The sequence below is a fragment of the Streptomyces sp. DH24 genome (assembly GCF_029813775.1).
Taxonomy (GTDB): Bacteria; Actinomycetota; Actinomycetes; order Streptomycetales; family Streptomycetaceae; genus Streptomyces.
The window spans coordinates 34295-51702 of sequence record NZ_JARVKW010000010.1; the positions used below are offsets into that span (position 1 = coordinate 34295).

A 17408-nucleotide genomic window follows, 5' to 3' on the forward strand; every position below is an offset into this window, starting at 1 on the left:
CCGGACAACCCCGCCACCCCACCCCGCACCGTACTGTCGACACATGGCAGGCACCCGACCCCGAACCGAACCCGGAACCGAACCCGGCCCAGAACCCCCGGGCTACGACCCGGCGTCAGCCACCCGCTGGGCCCCGGAGCCCGACAAACGCCCCGGCCGCACCGCCTTCCAGCGCGACCGCGCCCGCGTCCTGCACTCCGCCGCCCTGCGCCGCCTCGCCGGCAAGACCCAGGTCGTCGCCCCCGGCACCATGGGCCAGGCGTGGGACGCCAGCCCCCGCACCCGGCTCACCCATTCGCTGGAGTGCGCCCAGGTCGGCCGCGAACTCGGCGCCGCCCTCGGCTGCGACCCCGACCTGGTGGAGGCCGCCTGCCTCTCCCACGACCTCGGCCACCCGCCCTTCGGCCACAACGGCGAACAGGCCCTGAACGAGTTCGCGGCCGACTGCGGCGGCTTCGAGGGCAACGCCCAGTCGCTGCGCCTGCTCACCCGCATCGAGCCCAAACGGTTCGTCACCGACCCCGCCACCGGCGACACCGTCAGCGTCGGCCTCAACCTCACCCGCGCCGCCCTGGACGCCGCCACCAAGTACCCGTGGCCGCGCGGCGCCCACCCCACCGACCCGGCCTCCCCGAAGTTCGGCGTCTACGAGGACGACCGGCCCGTCTTCGACTGGGTCCGCGAGGGCGCCCCCGGCACCCGCACCTGCTTCGAGGCGCAGGTCATGGACTGGTCGGACGACGTGGCGTACTCGGTGCACGACGTCGAGGACGGCCTGCACGCCGGGCACATCGACCCCAACTGCCTGCACGCCGAGCCCGAGCGGCAGGAGGTCTTCGCGGTCGCCGTCGGCCGCTACGTCCCCGCGGACACCGACCCCGCCGAACTCGCCGCGGCCCTCGACCGGCTCCAGGACCAGCCGTGGTGGCCGCACGGCTACGACGGCACGGCCGTCGCCCAGGCCCGCCTCAAGGACGCCACCAGCCAGCTCATCGGCCGCTTCTGCCTGGCCGCGGAGGGCGCGACGCGCGCCGCGTACGGCAGCGGACGGCTCACCCGGTACACGGCCGAACTCGTCGTGCCGCGCGAGACCCGCATGGAGTGCGCCGTGCTGAAGGCGGTCGCCGACCGGTACGTCATGCAGCGCGCCGAGCAGGAACGGCTGCGCGCCGACCAGCGGATCGTCGTCGCCGAGCTGGCCGAGGCCCTCACCGCCCGCGCCCCGGACGGCCTGGACCCGCAGTTCCGCGCCCTGTTCGACCGGGCGCCCGACGACCGGGCCCGCAAACGCGTGATCGTCGACCACATCGCCTCCCTCACCGACGTCTCGGCCCGCTCGCTGCACGCCCGGCTGACGGGCCCGTCCGGACACCGGTGGGGGACGGGTGACCCCGATCGGGTCCGAATGTGACCCTGCGTGGCCTGATCGGGCCACTCCCTCTTCCCGCATCACGCTCCGTGCGGGACGCTCGCATGTGGCGGCACCATCACGAGGAGGCATCAAGTGGTCGACGCGGATCAGACGTTCGTCATCGTCGGCGGAGGACTCGCCGGCGCCAAGGCGGCCGAGACGCTCCGGGCGGAGGGCTTCACCGGGCGGGTGATACTGATCTGCGACGAGCGCGACCACCCGTACGAACGGCCGCCGCTGTCGAAGGGCTACCTGCTCGGCAAGGAGGAACGCGACAGCGTCTTCGTGCAGGAGCCCGCCTGGTACGCGCGGCACGACGTCGAGCTGCACCTCGGCCAGACCGTCGACGCCGTCGACCGCGCCGCGAAGACGGTCCGCTTCGGCGAGGACGGCACGGTCGTCCACTACGACAAGCTGCTGCTGGCCACGGGCGCCGAACCCCGCCGCCTGGACATCCCCGGCACCGACCTCGCCGGAGTCCACCACCTGCGCCGCCTCGCCCACGCCGAGCGCCTCAGGCGGGTCCTGGCCGCCCTCGGCCGGGACAACGGGCACCTCGTCGTCGCGGGGGGCGGCTGGATCGGCCTCGAGGTCGCCGCCGCGGCCCGCGAGTACGGCGCCGAGGTCACCGTCGTGGAGCCGTCCCCGACCCCGCTGTACGGCGTGCTCGGACCGGAACTCGGCCAGGTCTTCGCCGAACTGCACCGCGAGCACGGCGTCCGCTTCCACTTCGGGGCGCGGCTCACGGAGATCGTCGGCCAGGACGGCATGGTCCTCGCGGCCCGCACCGACGACGGCGAGGAGCACCCGGCGCACGACGTGCTGGCCGCGATCGGCGCCGCCCCCCGGACCGCGCTGGCCGAGGCCGCGGGCCTGGAGATCGCCGACCCGGCGCACGGCGGCGGCGTCGTGGTGGACGAGCGGCTGCGCACCTCCGACCCCGACATCCACGCCGCGGGCGACGTGGCGTCCTTCCCGCACGGCCTGTTCGGCACCCGGCTGCGCGTGGAGCACTGGGCCAACGCCCTCAACGGCGGCCCGGCGGCGGCCCGCGCCATGCTCGGCAAGGAGGTCCGTTACGACCGGCTGCCCTACTTCTTCTCCGACCAGTACGACCTGGGCATGGAGTACTCGGGCTGGGCGCCGCCGGGCTCGTACGACGAGGTCGTGATCCGCGGGGACGCCGGGAAGCGGGAGTTCATCGCCTTCTGGGTGAAGGAGGGCCGCGTGCTGGCCGGGATGAACGTGAACGTGTGGGATGTCACAGAACCCGTCCAGCGCCTGATCCGCAGCGGTGCCCGGGTGGACACCGAGGCGCTGTCCGCACCCCACGTCCCGCTGGAGAGCCTCGTCGGCTAGCCGTCCGCCGGTCCGCTCGTCCGGGGAGTGTCGGTCCGGCCCCGTAGAATTCCCGCGTGGCAGGACGGATCAACGACGAGGACGTGAAGGCGGTACGGGACGCGGTCCCGATCGACGCCGTGGTGTCCGAGTACCTCCAGCTGCGCAACGCGGGCGGCGGCAACCTCAAGGGCCTGTGCCCGTTCCACGACGAGAAGTCGCCGTCCTTCCAGGTCAGCCCGAGCAAGGGACTCTTCCACTGCTTCGGCTGCCAGGAGGGCGGCGACACCATCACGTTCGTGATGAAGATCGACCACCTCACCTTCTCGGAGGCGGTCGAGCGCCTGGCCGGCCAGGCCGGCATCACCCTGCGCTACGAGGAGGGCGGCTACAACCCGTCCCACCAGCGCGGCGAACGCATCCGCCTGGTCGAGGCCCACAAGATCGCCGCCGAGTGGTACGCGGAACAGCTCGCGACCAGCCCCGAGGCCGAGACCGGCCGGGTCTTCCTCGCCGAGCGCGGCTTCGACCAGGCCGCCGCCCAGCACTTCTCCGTCGGCTACAGCCCCCAGGGCTGGGACCACCTCACCCGCTACCTGCGCGGCAAGGGCTTCAGCGACAAGGAGCTGATCCTCTCCGGCCTCGCCCAGGAGGGCCGCCGCGGCCCCATCGACCGGTTCCGCGGCCGGCTGATGTGGCCCATCCGCGACATCGGCGGCGACGTCGTCGGCTTCGGCGCCCGCAAGCTCTACGAGGCGGACAACGGACCGAAGTACCTCAACACGCCCGACACGGCGATCTACCGCAAGTCCCAGGTGCTCTACGGCATCGACCTCGCGAAGAAGGACATCGCCAAGGCCTCCCGCGCGGTCGTCGTCGAGGGCTACACCGACGTCATGGCCTGTCACCTCGCCGGCGTCACCACCGCCATCGCGACCTGCGGCACGGCCTTCGGCGGCGACCACATCAAGATCCTGCGCCGGCTGCTGATGGACAACGGCAGCGCGCGCGTCATCTTCACCTTCGACGGCGACTCCGCGGGCCAGAAGGCCGCGCTGCGCGCCTTCGAGGACGACCAGAAGTTCGCCGCCGAGACGTACATTGCGATCGCCCCGGACGGCATGGACCCCTGCGAGCTGCGCCTGGCCAAGGGCGACGACGCGGTCGCCGACCTGGTCGAACCCCGCACGCCCCTCTTCGAGTTCGCGCTCCGCCAGATCGTGGCCCGCTACGACCTGGACACCCCGGCGGGCCGTGCGGCGGCGCTGGACGAGGCCGCCCCGGTCGTCGCCCGCATCAAGAACAGCGGCGCCCAGCACGAGGTCGCCGTGCAGCTCGCCGGCATGCTCGGCATCCTCGACACGCAGTTCGTCGTCAAGCGCGTGGCGCAACTGGCCCGCTGGGCCCGCGACCGCGGCGGCAAGGGCCCGGCCCCGGACCGCCGGCGCCCCTCCCCGGCGTACGACGCCGCCCCCCGCGCCACCGCCTCAGGACCGGCCCTCAACCTCCGCAACCCCGTCTACGCCACCGAGCGCGAGCTGCTCAAACTCGCCCTCCAGCGCCCCGAGTTGGTGTCCCCGGCGTTCGACGCGTACGGCGTGGACGAGTTCACCGCCCCGCCCTACGCGGCCGTGCGCCAGGCCGTCCTGGACGCGGGCGGCGCCGAACTCGGCGTACGCGACCCGCAGGACTACCTGGTCCGGGTCCGCGAGGCCGCCCCCGACGACACCGTCCGCGCCATGGTGACCGAACTCGCCGTCGAGGCGATCATGCTGCACCGCGGCGTGAAGGAGGTCGACGAGGTGTACGCGGGCGCCCAGTTGGTCACCGTCCGCCGCCGGGCCGTCGAGCGCCGCATCCGTGACATCACGGGCCGGCTCACCCGCCTCGGCAGCCACGGCGACCCGGCCGAACTCGCCGCCGTGCAGAACGAACTGTGGGTCCTCCAGCAGTACGACCAGGCCCTGCGGGAGCACGGCGCCGCCGCGCTGTGAACCGGGGCCGCCCGCTGCGCGGGTAACCGCGCGGTCACGCACCGGACTCAAAAAGTGCTCGCACGCCCCTCGTGGCAGCTGTGTGTCGTACTCCACACTGGGTCCGGTGCCTGAGTCCTCGGAGCGCGGCCGGTCCGTCCCCCACGGGTCCGACAACCCCGCGGTTCCGCTCATCGCGTACGGGACGGACAGCGGCGAGGCCGCCGACCCCGCTCCCGAAGTACCGCTGCCGCCCTCCCCGGCAGCGATCATCCTGGAGGTCGCCCCCGTGCAGACCCAGACCCAGACCCTGCCCCCGTCCCAGACCGACCCCACCGGCGTCCTCGGCACGGTCGAGCCCGACGCGGAGCCGGACGTCCTCGCGGCGGTGCCCGCGCAGACCCGTGCCGCGCTCCACCCCGAGACGGTCGAACGGCCGCCCACCCGGCCCGAGACCGGCGGCCCCTCGTCGGACCTGTTCCGCCAGTACCTCCGCGAGATCGGCCGCATCCCGCTGCTCACCGCGGCCGAGGAGGTCGAACTCGCCCGCCGCGTGGAGGCCGGCCTGTTCGCCGAGGAGCGGCTGCGGCTCGCCCCCGACCTGGACAGCCGGCTCGCGGTCGACCTGGACAGGCTGGTCGTCATGGGCCGCATGGCCAAACGCCGCCTCATCGAGGCCAACCTCCGCCTGGTGGTCTCCGTCGCCAAGCGCTACGTCGGCCGCGGCCTGACCATGCTGGACCTGGTCCAGGAGGGCAACCTGGGTTTGATCAGGGCCGTCGAGAAGTTCGACTACGCGCGCGGCTACAAGTTCTCGACGTACGCGACCTGGTGGATCCGCCAGGCCATGTCCCGCGCGCTGGCCGACCAGGCCCGCACCATCCGCGTCCCGGTCCACGTCGTCGAACTGATCAACCGGGTCGTCCGCGTCCAGCGCCGCATGCTCCAGGAACGCGGCTGTGAACCCACCGCCGAGGAGGTCGCGGCCCACCTCGACCTGCCGCCGGAGCGGGTCGGCGAGGTCCTCCGCCTCGCCCAGGAACCGGTCTCGCTGCACGCCCCGGTCGGCGAGGAGGAGGACGTGGCGCTCGGCGACCTCATCGAGGACGGCGACGCCGCGAGCCCCGTCGAGTCGGCCGCGTTCCTGCTGCTGCGCGAACACCTGGAGGCGGTGCTGTCCACGCTGGGCGAGCGGGAACGCAAGGTGGTCCAGCTCCGCTACGGCCTGGCCGACGGCCGCCCCCGCACCCTGGAGGAAATAGGCCGCCTCTTCGGAGTCACGAGGGAACGCATCCGCCAGATCGAGTCGAAAACCCTCAACAAGCTCCGCGACCACGCCTACGCCGACCAACTGCGCGGCTACCTCGACTGAACCCGCAACACCGCCCGGCCGCTGCGGGCCGTCGTGCCGCAGGGGCGGCACGGGCGGGCGCAGCGGCACCCCGACGCCGGGCACCGCTTCAGTCCACCTCGGCCACAGCCTCGGCGAACTGCGCCTTGTAGAGCCGGGAGTAGGCCCCCTCCGCCGACAGCAACTCGGCATGCGAGCCCTGCTCCACGATTGCCCCGTTCTCCATCACGAGGATCGTGTCCGCGTCCCGGATCGTCGACAGCCGGTGCGCGATCACGAACGACGTCCGCCCGTGCGCGAGCTTCGCCATCGCCTTCTGGATCAGCACCTCGGTCCGCGTGTCCACGGAACTCGTCGCCTCGTCCAGCACCAGGATCACCGGGTCGGACAGGAACGCCCGCGCGATGGTGATGAGCTGCTTCTCGCCCGCGCTGACCCCCGACCCCTCGTCGTCGATCACCGTGTCGTACCCCTCGGGCAGCGTCCGGACGAACCGGTCGGCGTGCGCGGCCCGCGCCGCCTCCTCGATCTCCCCGCGCGTGACCTCGCGCGCGGCCCCGTACGCGATGTTCTCCGCGATCGTGCCGCCGAACAGCCAGGTGTCCTGGAGCACCATGCCGATCCCGGCGCGCAGTTCGTCCCGGGACATCCGCGCGATGTCGACGCCGTCGAGGGTGATGCGCCCGCCGGACACCTCGTAGAACCGCATGAGCAGATTGACCAGCGTGGTCTTGCCCGCGCCGGTCGGTCCGACGATGGCGACAGTCTGCCCCGGCTCGACGGTCAGCGTCAGGTCCTCGATGAGCGGCTTCTCGGGGTCGTAGCTGAACGACACGTGCTCCAGCGCCACCCGCCCGCGCAGCTCGGCCGGCTTCTCGGCCGGCACCGGGTCCGCCGACTGCTCCTCGGCGTCGAGGAGTTCGAAGATCCGCTCGGCGGACGCGACACCCGACTGCACGAGGTTCGCCATCGACGCGACCTGCGTCAGCGGCATCGAGAACTGCCGCGAGTACTGGATGAAGGCCTGCACGTCACCGATGGACAGCGCGCCGGAGGCGACCCGCAGACCGCCGACGACCGCGACCAGCACGTAGTTGATGTTCGACACGAACATCATCAGCGGCTGCATGACACCGCTGTTGAACTGCGCCTTGAACCCGGCCTCGTACAGCGCCTCGTTCTGCTCGGCGAACTGCCGCGCCGACTCGTCCTGCCGGCCGAACACCTTCACCAGCGTGTGCCCGGTGTACATCTCCTCGATGTGCGCGTTCAGCGTGCCGGTGGAGCGCCACTGCTGCACGAAGTGCGGCTGCGACCGCTTGCCGACGCGCGTGGCGACGACGAACGACAGCGGCACGGTCACCAGCGCGACCAGCGCCAGGATCCAGGAGACGTAGAACATCATGGCGAGCACGCCGATGATGGTCAGCACCGAGTTGATGAGCTGGCCCATCGACTGCTGGAGCGTCTGCCCGATGTTGTCGATGTCGTTGGTGGCCCGGCTCAGCACCTCGCCGCGCTGCCGCTTGTCGAAGTACGACAGCGGCAGCCGCGACAGCTTCGTCTGCACGTCCTCGCGCAGCCGGAACATCGTGCGGTTCACGGTGCGGTTCACCAGCCGTGTCGCCACCGCCATCAGCAGGCCGGCGGCGAGGAACACGCCCAGCGCGGTCAGCAGGACGTGCCCGACGGCCGTGAAGTCGATGCCCTCGCCCGGTGTGAAGTCGGTGCTGCGGAGCATGTCCGCGATCTTGCCGTCGCCGCGCTCCCGCATGGCGTCGAGGATCTGCTCCTTGCTCGCCCCGGCCGGCATGTCCCGGCCGACGATCCCCGCGAACACCAGGTCGGTGGCCCGGCCCAGGATCTTCGGCCCGACCACGTTGAGGCCGACGCTGACGACCACGCACACCAGCAGCAGCCAGATCGTCGCCCGCTCGGGCCGGAAGTGCCCGACGAGCCGTCTGCCGGACTCCTTGAAGTTCAGCGAGCGCTGATCGGGACCGCCCCCGGCCATCATCCGCCCCATCGGCCCGGCCATCAGGCAGCCTCCGCTTCCGTCAGCTGGGAGAGCACGATCTCCCGGTAGGTCTCGTTGTCCGCCATCAGCTCGTGGTGCCGGCCCGTGCCGACGACCCGGCCCTCGTCCAGTACGACGATCCGGTCGGCGTCCCGGATGGTCGCGACGCGCTGGGCGACGATGACGACGGTCGCCTCCGCCGTCTCCCGGGCCAGCGCCGCGCGCAGGGCCGCGTCGGTGGCGTAGTCGAGTGCGGAGAAGGAGTCGTCGAAGAGGTAGATCTCCGGGCGCTGCACCAGCGTCCGGGCGATGGCGAGCCGCTGGCGCTGGCCGCCGGAGACGTTCGTGCCGCCCTGCGCGATCGGCGCGTCCAGGCCGCCCTCCAGGCGCTCCACGAAGTCCTTGGCCTGCGCCACCTCCAGCGCGTGCCACAGCTCCTCGTCGGTCGCGTCCGGATTGCCGTACCGCAGATTGGTCGCGACGGTGCCCGCGAACAGGTACGGCTTCTGCGGCACCAGGCCCACCGTCCGCGCCAGCAGCCGCGGTTCGATCGTCGCCACGTCCACCCCGTCGACCAGCACCGCGCCGTCGGTCGCGTCGAACAGCCGGGGCACCAGGCCGAGCAGCGTCGACTTGCCGCTGCCGGTCGAGCCGATGACGGCGGTCGTCTCGCCGGGGAGGGCCACCAGGTCGATGTTCCTGAGCACCGGCTCCTCGGCACCCGGGTAGCGGAAGCCGGCCCCGCGGATCTCCAGATGGCCGTGCCGGCGCAGCTCCGTGACGGGCGCCTTCGGCGGCACCACGCTCGACGCGGTGTCCAGCACCTCCTGCACGCGCTCGGCGCACACCTCGGCCCGCGGCACCATCATGAACATGAAGGTGGCCATCATCACGGACATCACGATCTGCATCAGATAGGCGAGAAACGCGGTCAGGTCGCCGATCTGCATCCCGCCGCTGTCGATGCGGTGCGCGCCGAACCACACCACGGCGATCGACGACAGGTTCACCACCGTCATCACCATCGGGAACATCAGCGCCAGCAGGTTCCCGGTGCCCAGCGACATCTCGGTCAGCTCGGCGTTCGCCCGCCGGAAGCGCTGCTCCTCGTAGCCGTCGCGGACGAAGGCGCGGATCACGCGGTTGCCGGTGATCTGCTCGCGCAGCACCCGGTTCACCGTGTCCAGCCGCACCTGCATGGCCCGGAACAGCGGGCGCAGCCGCCGCACGATCAGCGTCACGCAGACGCCCAGCACCGGCACCACCGCCACCAGCACGCCGGACAGCGGCACGTCCAGCCCCAGCGCCAGCACGATGCCGCCGACGCACATGATCGGCGCCGACACCATCAGCGTGAACGTCATCAGCGCCAGCATCTGGATCTGCTGCACGTCGTTCGTCGTACGGGTGATCAGCGAGGGCGCCCCGAAGTGACCGACCTCACGCGCGGAGAACGACTGCACCCGGTCGAAGACGGCCGCCCGCACGTCCCGGCCGATCGCGGCGGCGGTACGGGCGCCGTAGTACACGGCCCCGATGTTGCACACGACCTGGACCAGCGAGATGCCGATCATCAGGGCGCCGTAGCCGACGATGTAGCCGGTGTCGCCGGTCACGACACCGTTGTCGATGATGTCCGCGTTCAGCGTGGGCAGGTAGAGGGTGGCGCAGGTCTGCAGGAACTGCAGCGCCACCAGTACGGCGATGTGTTGTCGGTACGGCCTGAGGTAGGTCCGCAGAAGTCGTATGAGCACGCGTATACGTCTCTCGGGGTCGGCGAAGGGGCCGGATGGTTGCCCCTGGCCCCTATCGTCGGACACTCCCCCCGTGTTACCTCAACCGATTAACCCAACAGGCGGGTCACTCGCCGTGACGGGGCGGCCGCACACCTACCCGAACGCGCCCGGGTGCGTCTGCTCCCGCACCGACACGAACTGCTGGCGGACCGCCTGACCCACCGCCAGTTCCTCGCCCGGCTCCAGCACCTGCGCGACCGCGCCCTGCCAGGCCGGCGGGGTCCGCGGGTCGAGGGTGCCCTGCGAGACGCCGAGCGCCCAGGCCGCCTGCCGGGCCGCGCCGATCGCGGCGTAGTCGGCGGGCTGCGGCACCAGGACCTGCGCCCCGAACAGCGACGGCGCCGCCGCCTGCACCGCGGGCAGCTCGGCCGCCGCGCCCAGCAGGAACACCCGGCGCACCTCCACGCCCCGGCCGCGCAGCACGTCCAGCGCGTCCGCCAGCCCGCACAGCATCCCCTCGAACGCGGCCCGCGCCAGATGCTCCGGCCGCATCGACTCGCGCCTGAGGCCGGTCAGCGTGCCGGCGGTGTGCGGCAGATGCGGGGTCCGCTCGCCCTCCAGGTAGGGCAGCAGCACGAGCCCGTGCGCGCCCGGCGTCGACTTCGTCGCCAGCTCGGACAGGCTCTCCAGATCGGGCACCCCGAGCAGCTCGGCGGTGCCCCGCAGGGTCCGTACGGCGTTCAGGGTGGTGACGACCGGCAGGTGCATGCCGGTCGCGTCCGCGAGGGAGGTGATCATCCCGTGCTGGTCGACGAGGGCCTCCGGATGCACGGCCATCACGGACCCGGACGCCCCGAGCGACACCACCGCGTCGCCCAGCCCTATCCCCAGCCCGAACGCGGCGGCCTGCGTCTCCCCGGTCCCGGCGGAGATCAACAGCCCTTCCGGCGTCGTCCCGGCGGCGTCGGCGGGCCCGATCACCTCGGGCAGCACGGCCTGGTGCCCCAGTGCCAGCTCCACCAGCTCGGGTCGGTAGGCGCCGGTGGCCGCGGACCAGTAACCGGTCCCGGAGGCGCCGCCCCGGTCGGTGGTCCGCCGCGCCGGCCGCCCCAGCAACTGCCACACCAGCCAGTCGTGCGCCTGGAGCAGCCCGGCCGTACGGCCGGCGTTGTCGGGTTCGGTACGGGCCAGCCAGCGCAGCTTGGTCACCGCCTGCGGGGCCTGCGGCACACAGCCCACCGCCTGGGCCCACGCCTCGCGCCCACCGAGCGCGTCGACCAGATCGGCCGCCGCGACCTGCGTCCGCTTGTCACCGCCGACCATCGCCGGCCGCACGGTGTTGCCCTGCGCGTCCAGCGGCACGACGGCGTTCGACTGCGCCGACACCCCGATCGCCTGCACGCCCTCCAGCAGCCCGCCGCCCGCCGCCTCGCCCAGGGACAGCAGCCAGGCCTGCGGATCGACGTCGGAGGGCCGGCCGCCGTCCGGGCTCTCCAGCGGATGCGGGGCATACCCCTGCCGGAGCACGGCCCCGGTGTCCGAGTCACAGACCACGATGCGAGTGAAATCGGGCGCACTGTCCAGCCCGGCGACTATCCCCATGTCCGAAATTCTGCCGTACGCCGGACCGGGCCCGTGGGGCGCCCGGGTGACCGGGGAGTGAACCGCGCTCGGAGGCTCAGGTGTTGCTGGTGCCCCAGTCGTCCTCGCCGGTGCCGTTCACGCTGCGCTCGCGCAGGGTCCGCACCCGCTGGGCGACGGAGTCCGGCACGCGGTCGCCGACCTTGTCGCTGACCACGTGGTACGCCTTGCCCGCGAACTGACGGCCCTGCTGGGCGGCGGACTCCGCGGTGTTGCGGACGGCGGGGTTCTGCGCGACCTGGCGCGCTGACTTCACGAGCTGTTCGTAACGCTCTCGCCCGGCCCTCGTGCCCAGCACATATCCCAGAGCGAGTCCGGCGATGAACGTGAGCCGGTAACGCATGGCGGCCACCCTTCCCTTGCACAGGTCTCCGGTACGGCGTCGGCGCCGGGGAGTACCGATTGGCGGAGCACCCCCCTGCTTGCGCTAATGTATGTGTCGCAGCGAGCGCGCGCCCCCTGGCGAATACCCAGGTAGGTACGTTCGATGCAGAACGAGGCATTCCTCCGTAGCTCAATTGGCAGAGCAGCCGGCTGTTAACCGGCAGGTTACTGGTTCGAGTCCAGTCGGGGGAGCTCGGTCCTCCGTAGCTCAATTGGCAGAGCAGCCGGCTGTTAACCGGCAGGTTACTGGTTCGAGTCCAGTCGGGGGAGCATGCTGAACGAGGACCCCGCCGGGGTCCTTTTTCATGCCCGATTTCCTGTCCGGCGGAACCGCGCGGGCCTGCGGCGCAGTCCTCATGACCGTGCGACTCCGGCCCCGCGCGGCCAACCGAGGCCATTCGAGGCAGGAGATCGTATGAGCGGCTATGCTGCGGCAGACGGCGCGCACACGTGTACGCGACACGCCGCTATGGGGCGGTAGCTCAGCCGGTTAGAGCAGCGGACTCATAATCCGTCGGCCGTGGGTTCGAGTCCCACCCGCCCCACTCAGTAACCCCAGGCAGAATCGTTCTGACTTGGGGAAACGTGTTTTCGGGGCCTTGTCGGACGGTCGTCCGTCAGCCGGCGCCGGGCGGGGCGTCCTCGTCCTGCCGGGTCAGCTCGGCGAGCTTGAAGGCCTCCTCGATGAGCGTCTCCACGATCTTGGACTCGGGGACGGTCCTGACGACCTCGCCCTTGACGAAGATCTGCCCCTTGCCGTTGCCGGAGGCGACGCCGAGGTCGGCCTCGCGGGCCTCGCCGGGGCCGTTGACGACGCAGCCCATGACGGCCACGCGCAGCGGGATGTCCATGCCCTCCAGTCCGGCCGTGACCTCTTCGGCCAGCTTGTAGACGTCGACCTGGGCGCGTCCGCAGGACGGGCAGGAGACGATCTCCAGGCCGCGCTGCTTGAGGTTGAGGGACTCCAGGATCTGGTTGCCGACCTTGACCTCCTCCACGGGGGGCGCGGACAGCGAGACGCGGATGGTGTCGCCGATGCCCTGGGAGAGCAGCGCGCCGAACGCGACGGCCGACTTGATGGTGCCCTGGAAGGCGGGGCCGGCCTCGGTCACGCCGAGGTGCAGCGGGTAGTCGCACTGGGCGGCGAGCTGCCGGTAGGCCTCGATCATGACGACGGGGTCGTTGTGCTTGACGGAGATCTTGATGTCCCGGAAGTCGTGCTCCTCGAACAGCGACGCCTCCCACAGCGCCGACTCGACGAGGGCCTCCGGGGTGGCCTTGCCGTACTTCTGGAGGAGCCGCCGGTCCAGCGAGCCCGCGTTCACGCCGATGCGGATCGGCGTGCCGTGGTCGTTGGCCGCCTTGGCGATCTCCTTGACCTTGTCGTCGAACTGCTTGATGTTGCCGGGGTTGACGCGCACGGCCGCGCAGCCGGCCTCGATGGCGGCGAAGACGTACTTCGGCTGGAAGTGGATGTCGGCGGTCACCGGGATCTGCGACTTGCGGGCGATCGTCGCCAGCGCGTCGGCGTCGTCCTGCGTGGGGCAGGCGACGCGCACGATCTGGCAGCCGGACGCGGTGAGTTCGGCGATCTGCTGGAGGGTCGCGCCGATGTCGGACGTGCGGGTCGTGGTCATGGACTGGACCGAGACCGGGGCGTCGCCGCCCACCGGCACGCTCCCCACGTGGATCCGGCGGCTGGTCCGTCGTCGGACCGGCTCCGGCGGCACCGTCGGCACTCCGAGAGCGACAGGCATGACAGGTCCCCAAAGTGGTCGGCCGGTCCGGGCGGACCGGGTCTGCGGCTGATGACTGTGTGCCGTTGCGAGCGGTGGACGTGCGGGAGACAGGCGCGGCGCCCGTCGGGGTGCCCGGTGTCAGCCGACGGTGAGGGAGGCGGTGGCTCCCTGCCGGGCCTGCCGTCCGGAGGGCAGGGCCTCCAGCAGCGCGTGGGTGAGGTGGCGGGGGGTGAGGCCGCAGGCCTCCAGGACGTCGGCCCGTGAGCCGTGGTCGAGGAAGCGCTGCGGGAGACCGAAGACGCGTACCGGCAGGCCCGGCTCGGTGTCGCTCAGCTCCTGGGCGATCCGCGCCCCGACGCCGCCGACCCGGCCGCTGTCCTCGACCGTGGCGACCAGCAGGTGATCGAGGGCGAGCCCGGTCAGCGCCGGCGGCACGGGCTTGACCCAGCGGGGGTCCACGACGGTGACGCCGACGCCGTGCCCGGCCAGCCGTTCGGCGACGTCGAGGCAGGTGGCGGCCATGGCGCCGACGGAGACCAGGAGGACGTCGGGACGCTCGCCGCGGTACAGGACGTCCAGGTCGGCGCAGACGTCCACGGCCGGGATGTCCGCTCCGGCGGAGCCCTTGGGAAAGCGCAGGGCGGTGGGGCCGTCGTCGCAGGCCACGGCCTCCCGCAGGGCGCGGCGCAGGGTGGCGGCGTCGCGGGGGGCGGCCAGCCGCAGGCCGGGCACCAGGTTCAGCAGCGACAGGTCCCACATGCCGTTGTGCGAGGGGCCGTCGTCCCCGGTCACGCCGGCCCGGTCCAGCACGAAGGTGACCGGGGCGCGGTGCAGGGCCACGTCCATCAGGAGCTGGTCGAAGGCCCGGTTGAGGAAGGTGGCGTACAACGCGACGACCGGGTGCATCCCGCCGAGGGCCAGCCCGGCGGCGGCGGTCACGGCGTGCTGCTCGGCGATGCCGACGTCGATGACGCGCTCGGGGTGGCGGCGGGCTAACTCGCCGAGCCCGGTCGGGTCGAGCATGGCCGCGGTGACGGCGACCACGTCCGGCCGGTCGGCGGCGAGGTCGGCGAGCTCACCGCCGAACACGGACGTCCAGCTGGGCGCGCCCCCCGGTTCGCGGGCGGAGGCGGCGCGCACGGCGTGGAAGCGGTCCGTGTCGTCCTGCTCGGCCGGGAGGTGGCCGCGGCCCTTCTCGGTGACGCAGTGCACCACCACGGGCCTGCGCAGGGCGACGGCCGCGCGCAGCGCCGTCTCCACGGCCTCGATGTCATGGCCGTCCACCGGGCCGACGTAGGCCAGCCCCAGGTTCTCGAACAGGGCTTGCGGGGCGTCGCCCGCGCGCAGGTCGGCGAGGTGTCCGGCGACGGCGCCGACGGTGGGGGCGTAGGAGCGGCCGTTGTCGTTGAGGACCACGACGACGGGGCGTTCGGGGGCCGCCGCGATGTTGTTGAGGGCTTCCCAGGCCATGCCCCCGGTGAGCGCGCCGTCGCCGAGCACGGCCACCACGGCATGGTCGCTCCGCCCGAGCAGGGCGTTGGCGCGGGCGAGGCCGTCCGCCCAGGACAGGGAGGTCGAGGCGTGCGAGTTCTCGATGACGTCGTGCTCGGACTCGGCGCGGCAGGGGTAGCCCGACAGGCCGCCGGTGCGGCGGAGCGTGGCGAGGGCTCCGGCGCGGCCGGTGAGGATCTTGTGGACGTAGGCCTGGTGGCCGGTGTCCCACAGGATCTTGTCGCGGGGGGAGTCGAAGACGCGGTGCAGGGCGATGGACAGCTCCACGACGCCGAGGTTGGGGCCGAGGTGGCCGCCGTTGGCGGTGCAGGTGTCCACCAGCAACCGCCGTATCCGCGGCGCCAGTTCGCGTGCCGCGTGCGGGGACAGGGCGCGCAGGTCCTGCGGCCCCCGGATCTCCTCCAGGCGTGGCAGGGCGCGACTCTCCTTCTCCGGTGGTGGATTCATCGCACCCCGCCCGGGGGGACCTCGTCGGCCGGCGGTGTCCGCGGGACGCGGCCGGTGACCGGGTCGGCCAGCCGGCCCGGCATGGAGAACACGACGTCCTCGGCGATGCCCCGCTGCAACTCGACCCGGCCGAAGCCGAGTCCGGCCAGCCGGGCGACGAGCCCCTCGACGAGGATCCCCGGGGCGCCGGCCCCGGCGCTGACGCCGACCGACGACACGCCCTCCAGCCGGGCCGCGTCGAGGTGCCGCGCGTCGGGCACCAGAGGGGCGGCGGCACCGTGGGCGCGGGCCACCTCGACCATGCGCGGCGAGTTGCTGGAGCCGTACGAGACGATGTCCATGGCGCGCCGTACGCCCGCGCAGAAGCCGCGTGGCTGGGTCAGGACGACGTTGCCTTCGCTCACGTCGCGTCACCCCCGGCCGGTGCGGGGACGGCGGCGGTCGTCCGGCGCGGGGTGCGTGCCTCCAGCCTCAGGCGCAGCCGGCGCGGGTGGTAGACGGTGGCCAGCGGGACCGGCCGGACGTCCATGCCGGGTTCGCAGGTGACCCGCCAGCGGCCGAGGATGGTGGCGAGCCCCAGGGTGGCCTCGGTACGCGCGTAGAGGTCGCCGATGCACTTGCGGGCGCCGGTGCCGAACGGCACGTAGGCGTGGCGGGCGGCCGGCGCGATGCGGTCCGGGAGCCAGCGGTCGGGGTCGAACTTCCCGGGGTTGTCGAAGGCGTCCTCGTAGCGGGCGACCGCGGCGGGGCTGAAGACGACGGTGGTGCCGGTGGGCAGCGGGCGGCCCGCGAGCTCGGTCGGGGAGGCGGTGAGGCGGGTGAACAGCCAGGCCGGCGGGTGCAGTCGCAGCGTCTCGGAGATGATCCGGTCGGCCAGGGAGAGCTTCGGCAGGTCGTCCCACTCCGGGGCGCGGCCGTCGAGGACGGTGTCGATCTCGTCGTAGAGCGCGGCCTCGATCTCCGGGTGCTGGGAGAGCAGGTAGAAGACCCAGGTGAGGGTGCCGGCGACGGTCTCGGTGCCGGCCGCCATGACGGTGATGACCTGGTCGTGGATCTCCGTGTCGCCGAGCCGGCCGCCGTCGTCGTCGCGGGAGGCGAGCAGGGCGGCGAGCAGGTCGTCGTGCTCGGTGTCGGAGCTGCGGTAGTCGTCGATGAGCCGCTGGGTGGTCTCGTGCAGGAAGTTCAGGTTGCTCTTGTAGCGGCGCTGGGACGGCAGGGGCAGCCGGCGGATCGAGGCCGGCAGGAACATCTGCCGGAACAGGCCGTTGAGCACGATGTCGAAGGAGCGTTCCACCTGCGCCGCCAGCTCGGGGCTGACGGGTGTGGAGTACAGGGTGCGGCCGACCGTGCGCAGGGCCATGCCGTACATCTCCTGGAAGGCGTCGACGACCATGCCGTCCTGCCAGCGCGACGCCGTGTCCTCGATCTCGGCCCGCATGGCCTCGGCGTACCGCTTGAGCCGGCCGCGGGTGAACGCCGACTGCATCAGCCGGCGCTGGCGGCGGTGGTCGGCGAACGGGCAGGTGACCAGGCCGTTGCCGGCGATGTCACGGGCGCGGTCGTAGAAGACGCCGCCCTTGTCGAAGATGCGGTCGTTGGTCAGGACGTGCCGCAGCAGGTCGGGATGGGTCGGGACGTAGGCCGTGGTGGGGCCGATCCTGATCTCGACCAGATCGCCGTGGGCCGACAGCGAGGTCATGAAGTTCACGGGGTGGCGCATCATCTGGAGGGCGTGTCCCACGACGGGCAGCGCCCCGGGCGCCGCTCCCGCCGAGAAAGTGGTCTGCTCGGTCATGCGATTCTCAACTTCCCGTCTCTACTGCTCGGTTGACAGCCGTGCCGCCGCGACGGCCGGGCGC

12 protein-coding genes and 3 tRNA genes are annotated in these 17408 nt (G+C 72.3%); 7 read left to right on the top strand and 8 right to left on the bottom strand.

Features of this window, described 5'->3' with window-relative positions; translation table 11 throughout:
- Positions 1-43: 43 nt before the first annotated feature.
- The 4 genes from QC282_RS10625 (at position 44) to QC282_RS10640 (ending at position 6094) form a co-directional block, all read left to right on the top strand.
- The gene (locus QC282_RS10625; RefSeq protein ID WP_279549002.1) at positions 44-1411 is read left to right on the top strand and encodes a deoxyguanosinetriphosphate triphosphohydrolase; all 1368 of its coding nucleotides are present in this window, start codon (positions 44-46) and stop codon (positions 1409-1411) included.
- A gap of 93 nt (positions 1412-1504) precedes the next feature.
- Positions 1505-2770, top strand: a complete 1266-nt coding sequence (locus QC282_RS10630) for an NAD(P)/FAD-dependent oxidoreductase (protein WP_279549003.1) — start codon at positions 1505-1507, stop codon at positions 2768-2770.
- Positions 2771-2826: 56 nt separating this feature from the next.
- Positions 2827-4743: a DNA primase gene (gene dnaG, locus QC282_RS10635; RefSeq protein WP_279549004.1), complete on the top strand. Its 1917-nt coding sequence runs from the start codon at positions 2827-2829 to the stop codon at positions 4741-4743.
- A gap of 106 nt (positions 4744-4849) precedes the next feature.
- On the top strand, positions 4850-6094 hold the full coding sequence (locus QC282_RS10640) for a sigma-70 family RNA polymerase sigma factor (RefSeq protein WP_279549005.1): 1245 nt from the start codon (positions 4850-4852) through the stop codon (positions 6092-6094).
- Positions 6095-6182: 88 nt separating this feature from the next.
- On the opposite strand, the gene QC282_RS10645 is transcribed toward QC282_RS10640, so the two are convergent.
- From QC282_RS10645 to QC282_RS10660, 4 genes are all read right to left on the bottom strand, one after another.
- A complete protein-coding gene (locus QC282_RS10645) occupies positions 6183-8111 on the bottom strand; it encodes an ABC transporter ATP-binding protein (RefSeq protein WP_279549006.1) in 1929 nt (642 codons plus the stop codon).
- On the bottom strand, positions 8111-9844 hold the full coding sequence (locus QC282_RS10650) for an ABC transporter ATP-binding protein (protein WP_279549007.1): 1734 nt from the start codon (positions 9842-9844) through the stop codon (positions 8111-8113). The genes QC282_RS10645 and QC282_RS10650 overlap by 1 nt, the downstream gene beginning before the upstream one ends.
- A 135-nt stretch (positions 9845-9979) precedes the next feature.
- The gene (locus QC282_RS10655; protein ID WP_279549008.1) at positions 9980-11428 is read right to left on the bottom strand and encodes an FGGY-family carbohydrate kinase; all 1449 of its coding nucleotides are present in this window, start codon (positions 11426-11428) and stop codon (positions 9980-9982) included.
- Positions 11429-11504: 76 nt separating this feature from the next.
- Positions 11505-11810 (bottom strand): YtxH domain-containing protein, encoded by a 306-nt coding sequence (locus QC282_RS10660; protein ID WP_279549009.1) that lies wholly within the window; start codon positions 11808-11810, stop codon positions 11505-11507.
- Between the two features lie 160 nt (positions 11811-11970).
- Here QC282_RS10660 and QC282_RS10665 point away from each other — a divergent pair.
- From QC282_RS10665 to QC282_RS10675, 3 genes are all read left to right on the top strand, one after another.
- Positions 11971-12043: transfer RNA gene (locus QC282_RS10665), tRNA-Asn, on the top strand.
- 5 nt (positions 12044-12048) lie between these two features.
- Positions 12049-12121 (top strand) — tRNA-Asn (locus tag QC282_RS10670).
- Between the two features lie 201 nt (positions 12122-12322).
- A tRNA-Ile gene (locus tag QC282_RS10675) sits at positions 12323-12396 on the top strand.
- A gap of 72 nt (positions 12397-12468) precedes the next feature.
- Here QC282_RS10675 and ispG read toward each other — a convergent pair.
- From ispG to ptlI, 4 genes are all read right to left on the bottom strand, one after another.
- Complete coding sequence (ispG, locus tag QC282_RS10680; protein WP_279549010.1) at positions 12469-13608, bottom strand: flavodoxin-dependent (E)-4-hydroxy-3-methylbut-2-enyl-diphosphate synthase; 1140 nt, start codon at positions 13606-13608, stop codon at positions 12469-12471.
- 120 nt (positions 13609-13728) lie between these two features.
- Positions 13729-15516 carry a 1-deoxy-D-xylulose-5-phosphate synthase gene (locus QC282_RS10685; protein ID WP_279549125.1) on the bottom strand — a complete coding sequence of 596 codons (1788 nt, stop codon included), beginning with the start codon at positions 15514-15516 and terminating at the stop codon, positions 13729-13731.
- A 29-nt stretch (positions 15517-15545) separates the two neighbouring features.
- Positions 15546-15953, bottom strand: coding sequence for a hypothetical protein (locus QC282_RS10690; RefSeq protein ID WP_279549011.1), 408 nt, complete (start codon positions 15951-15953; stop codon positions 15546-15548).
- On the bottom strand, positions 15950-17344 hold the full coding sequence (gene ptlI, locus QC282_RS10695) for a pentalenene oxygenase (RefSeq protein ID WP_279549012.1): 1395 nt from the start codon (positions 17342-17344) through the stop codon (positions 15950-15952). Before ptlI ends, QC282_RS10690 begins: the two co-directional genes overlap by 4 nt.
- Positions 17345-17408: the final 64 nt, after the last annotated feature.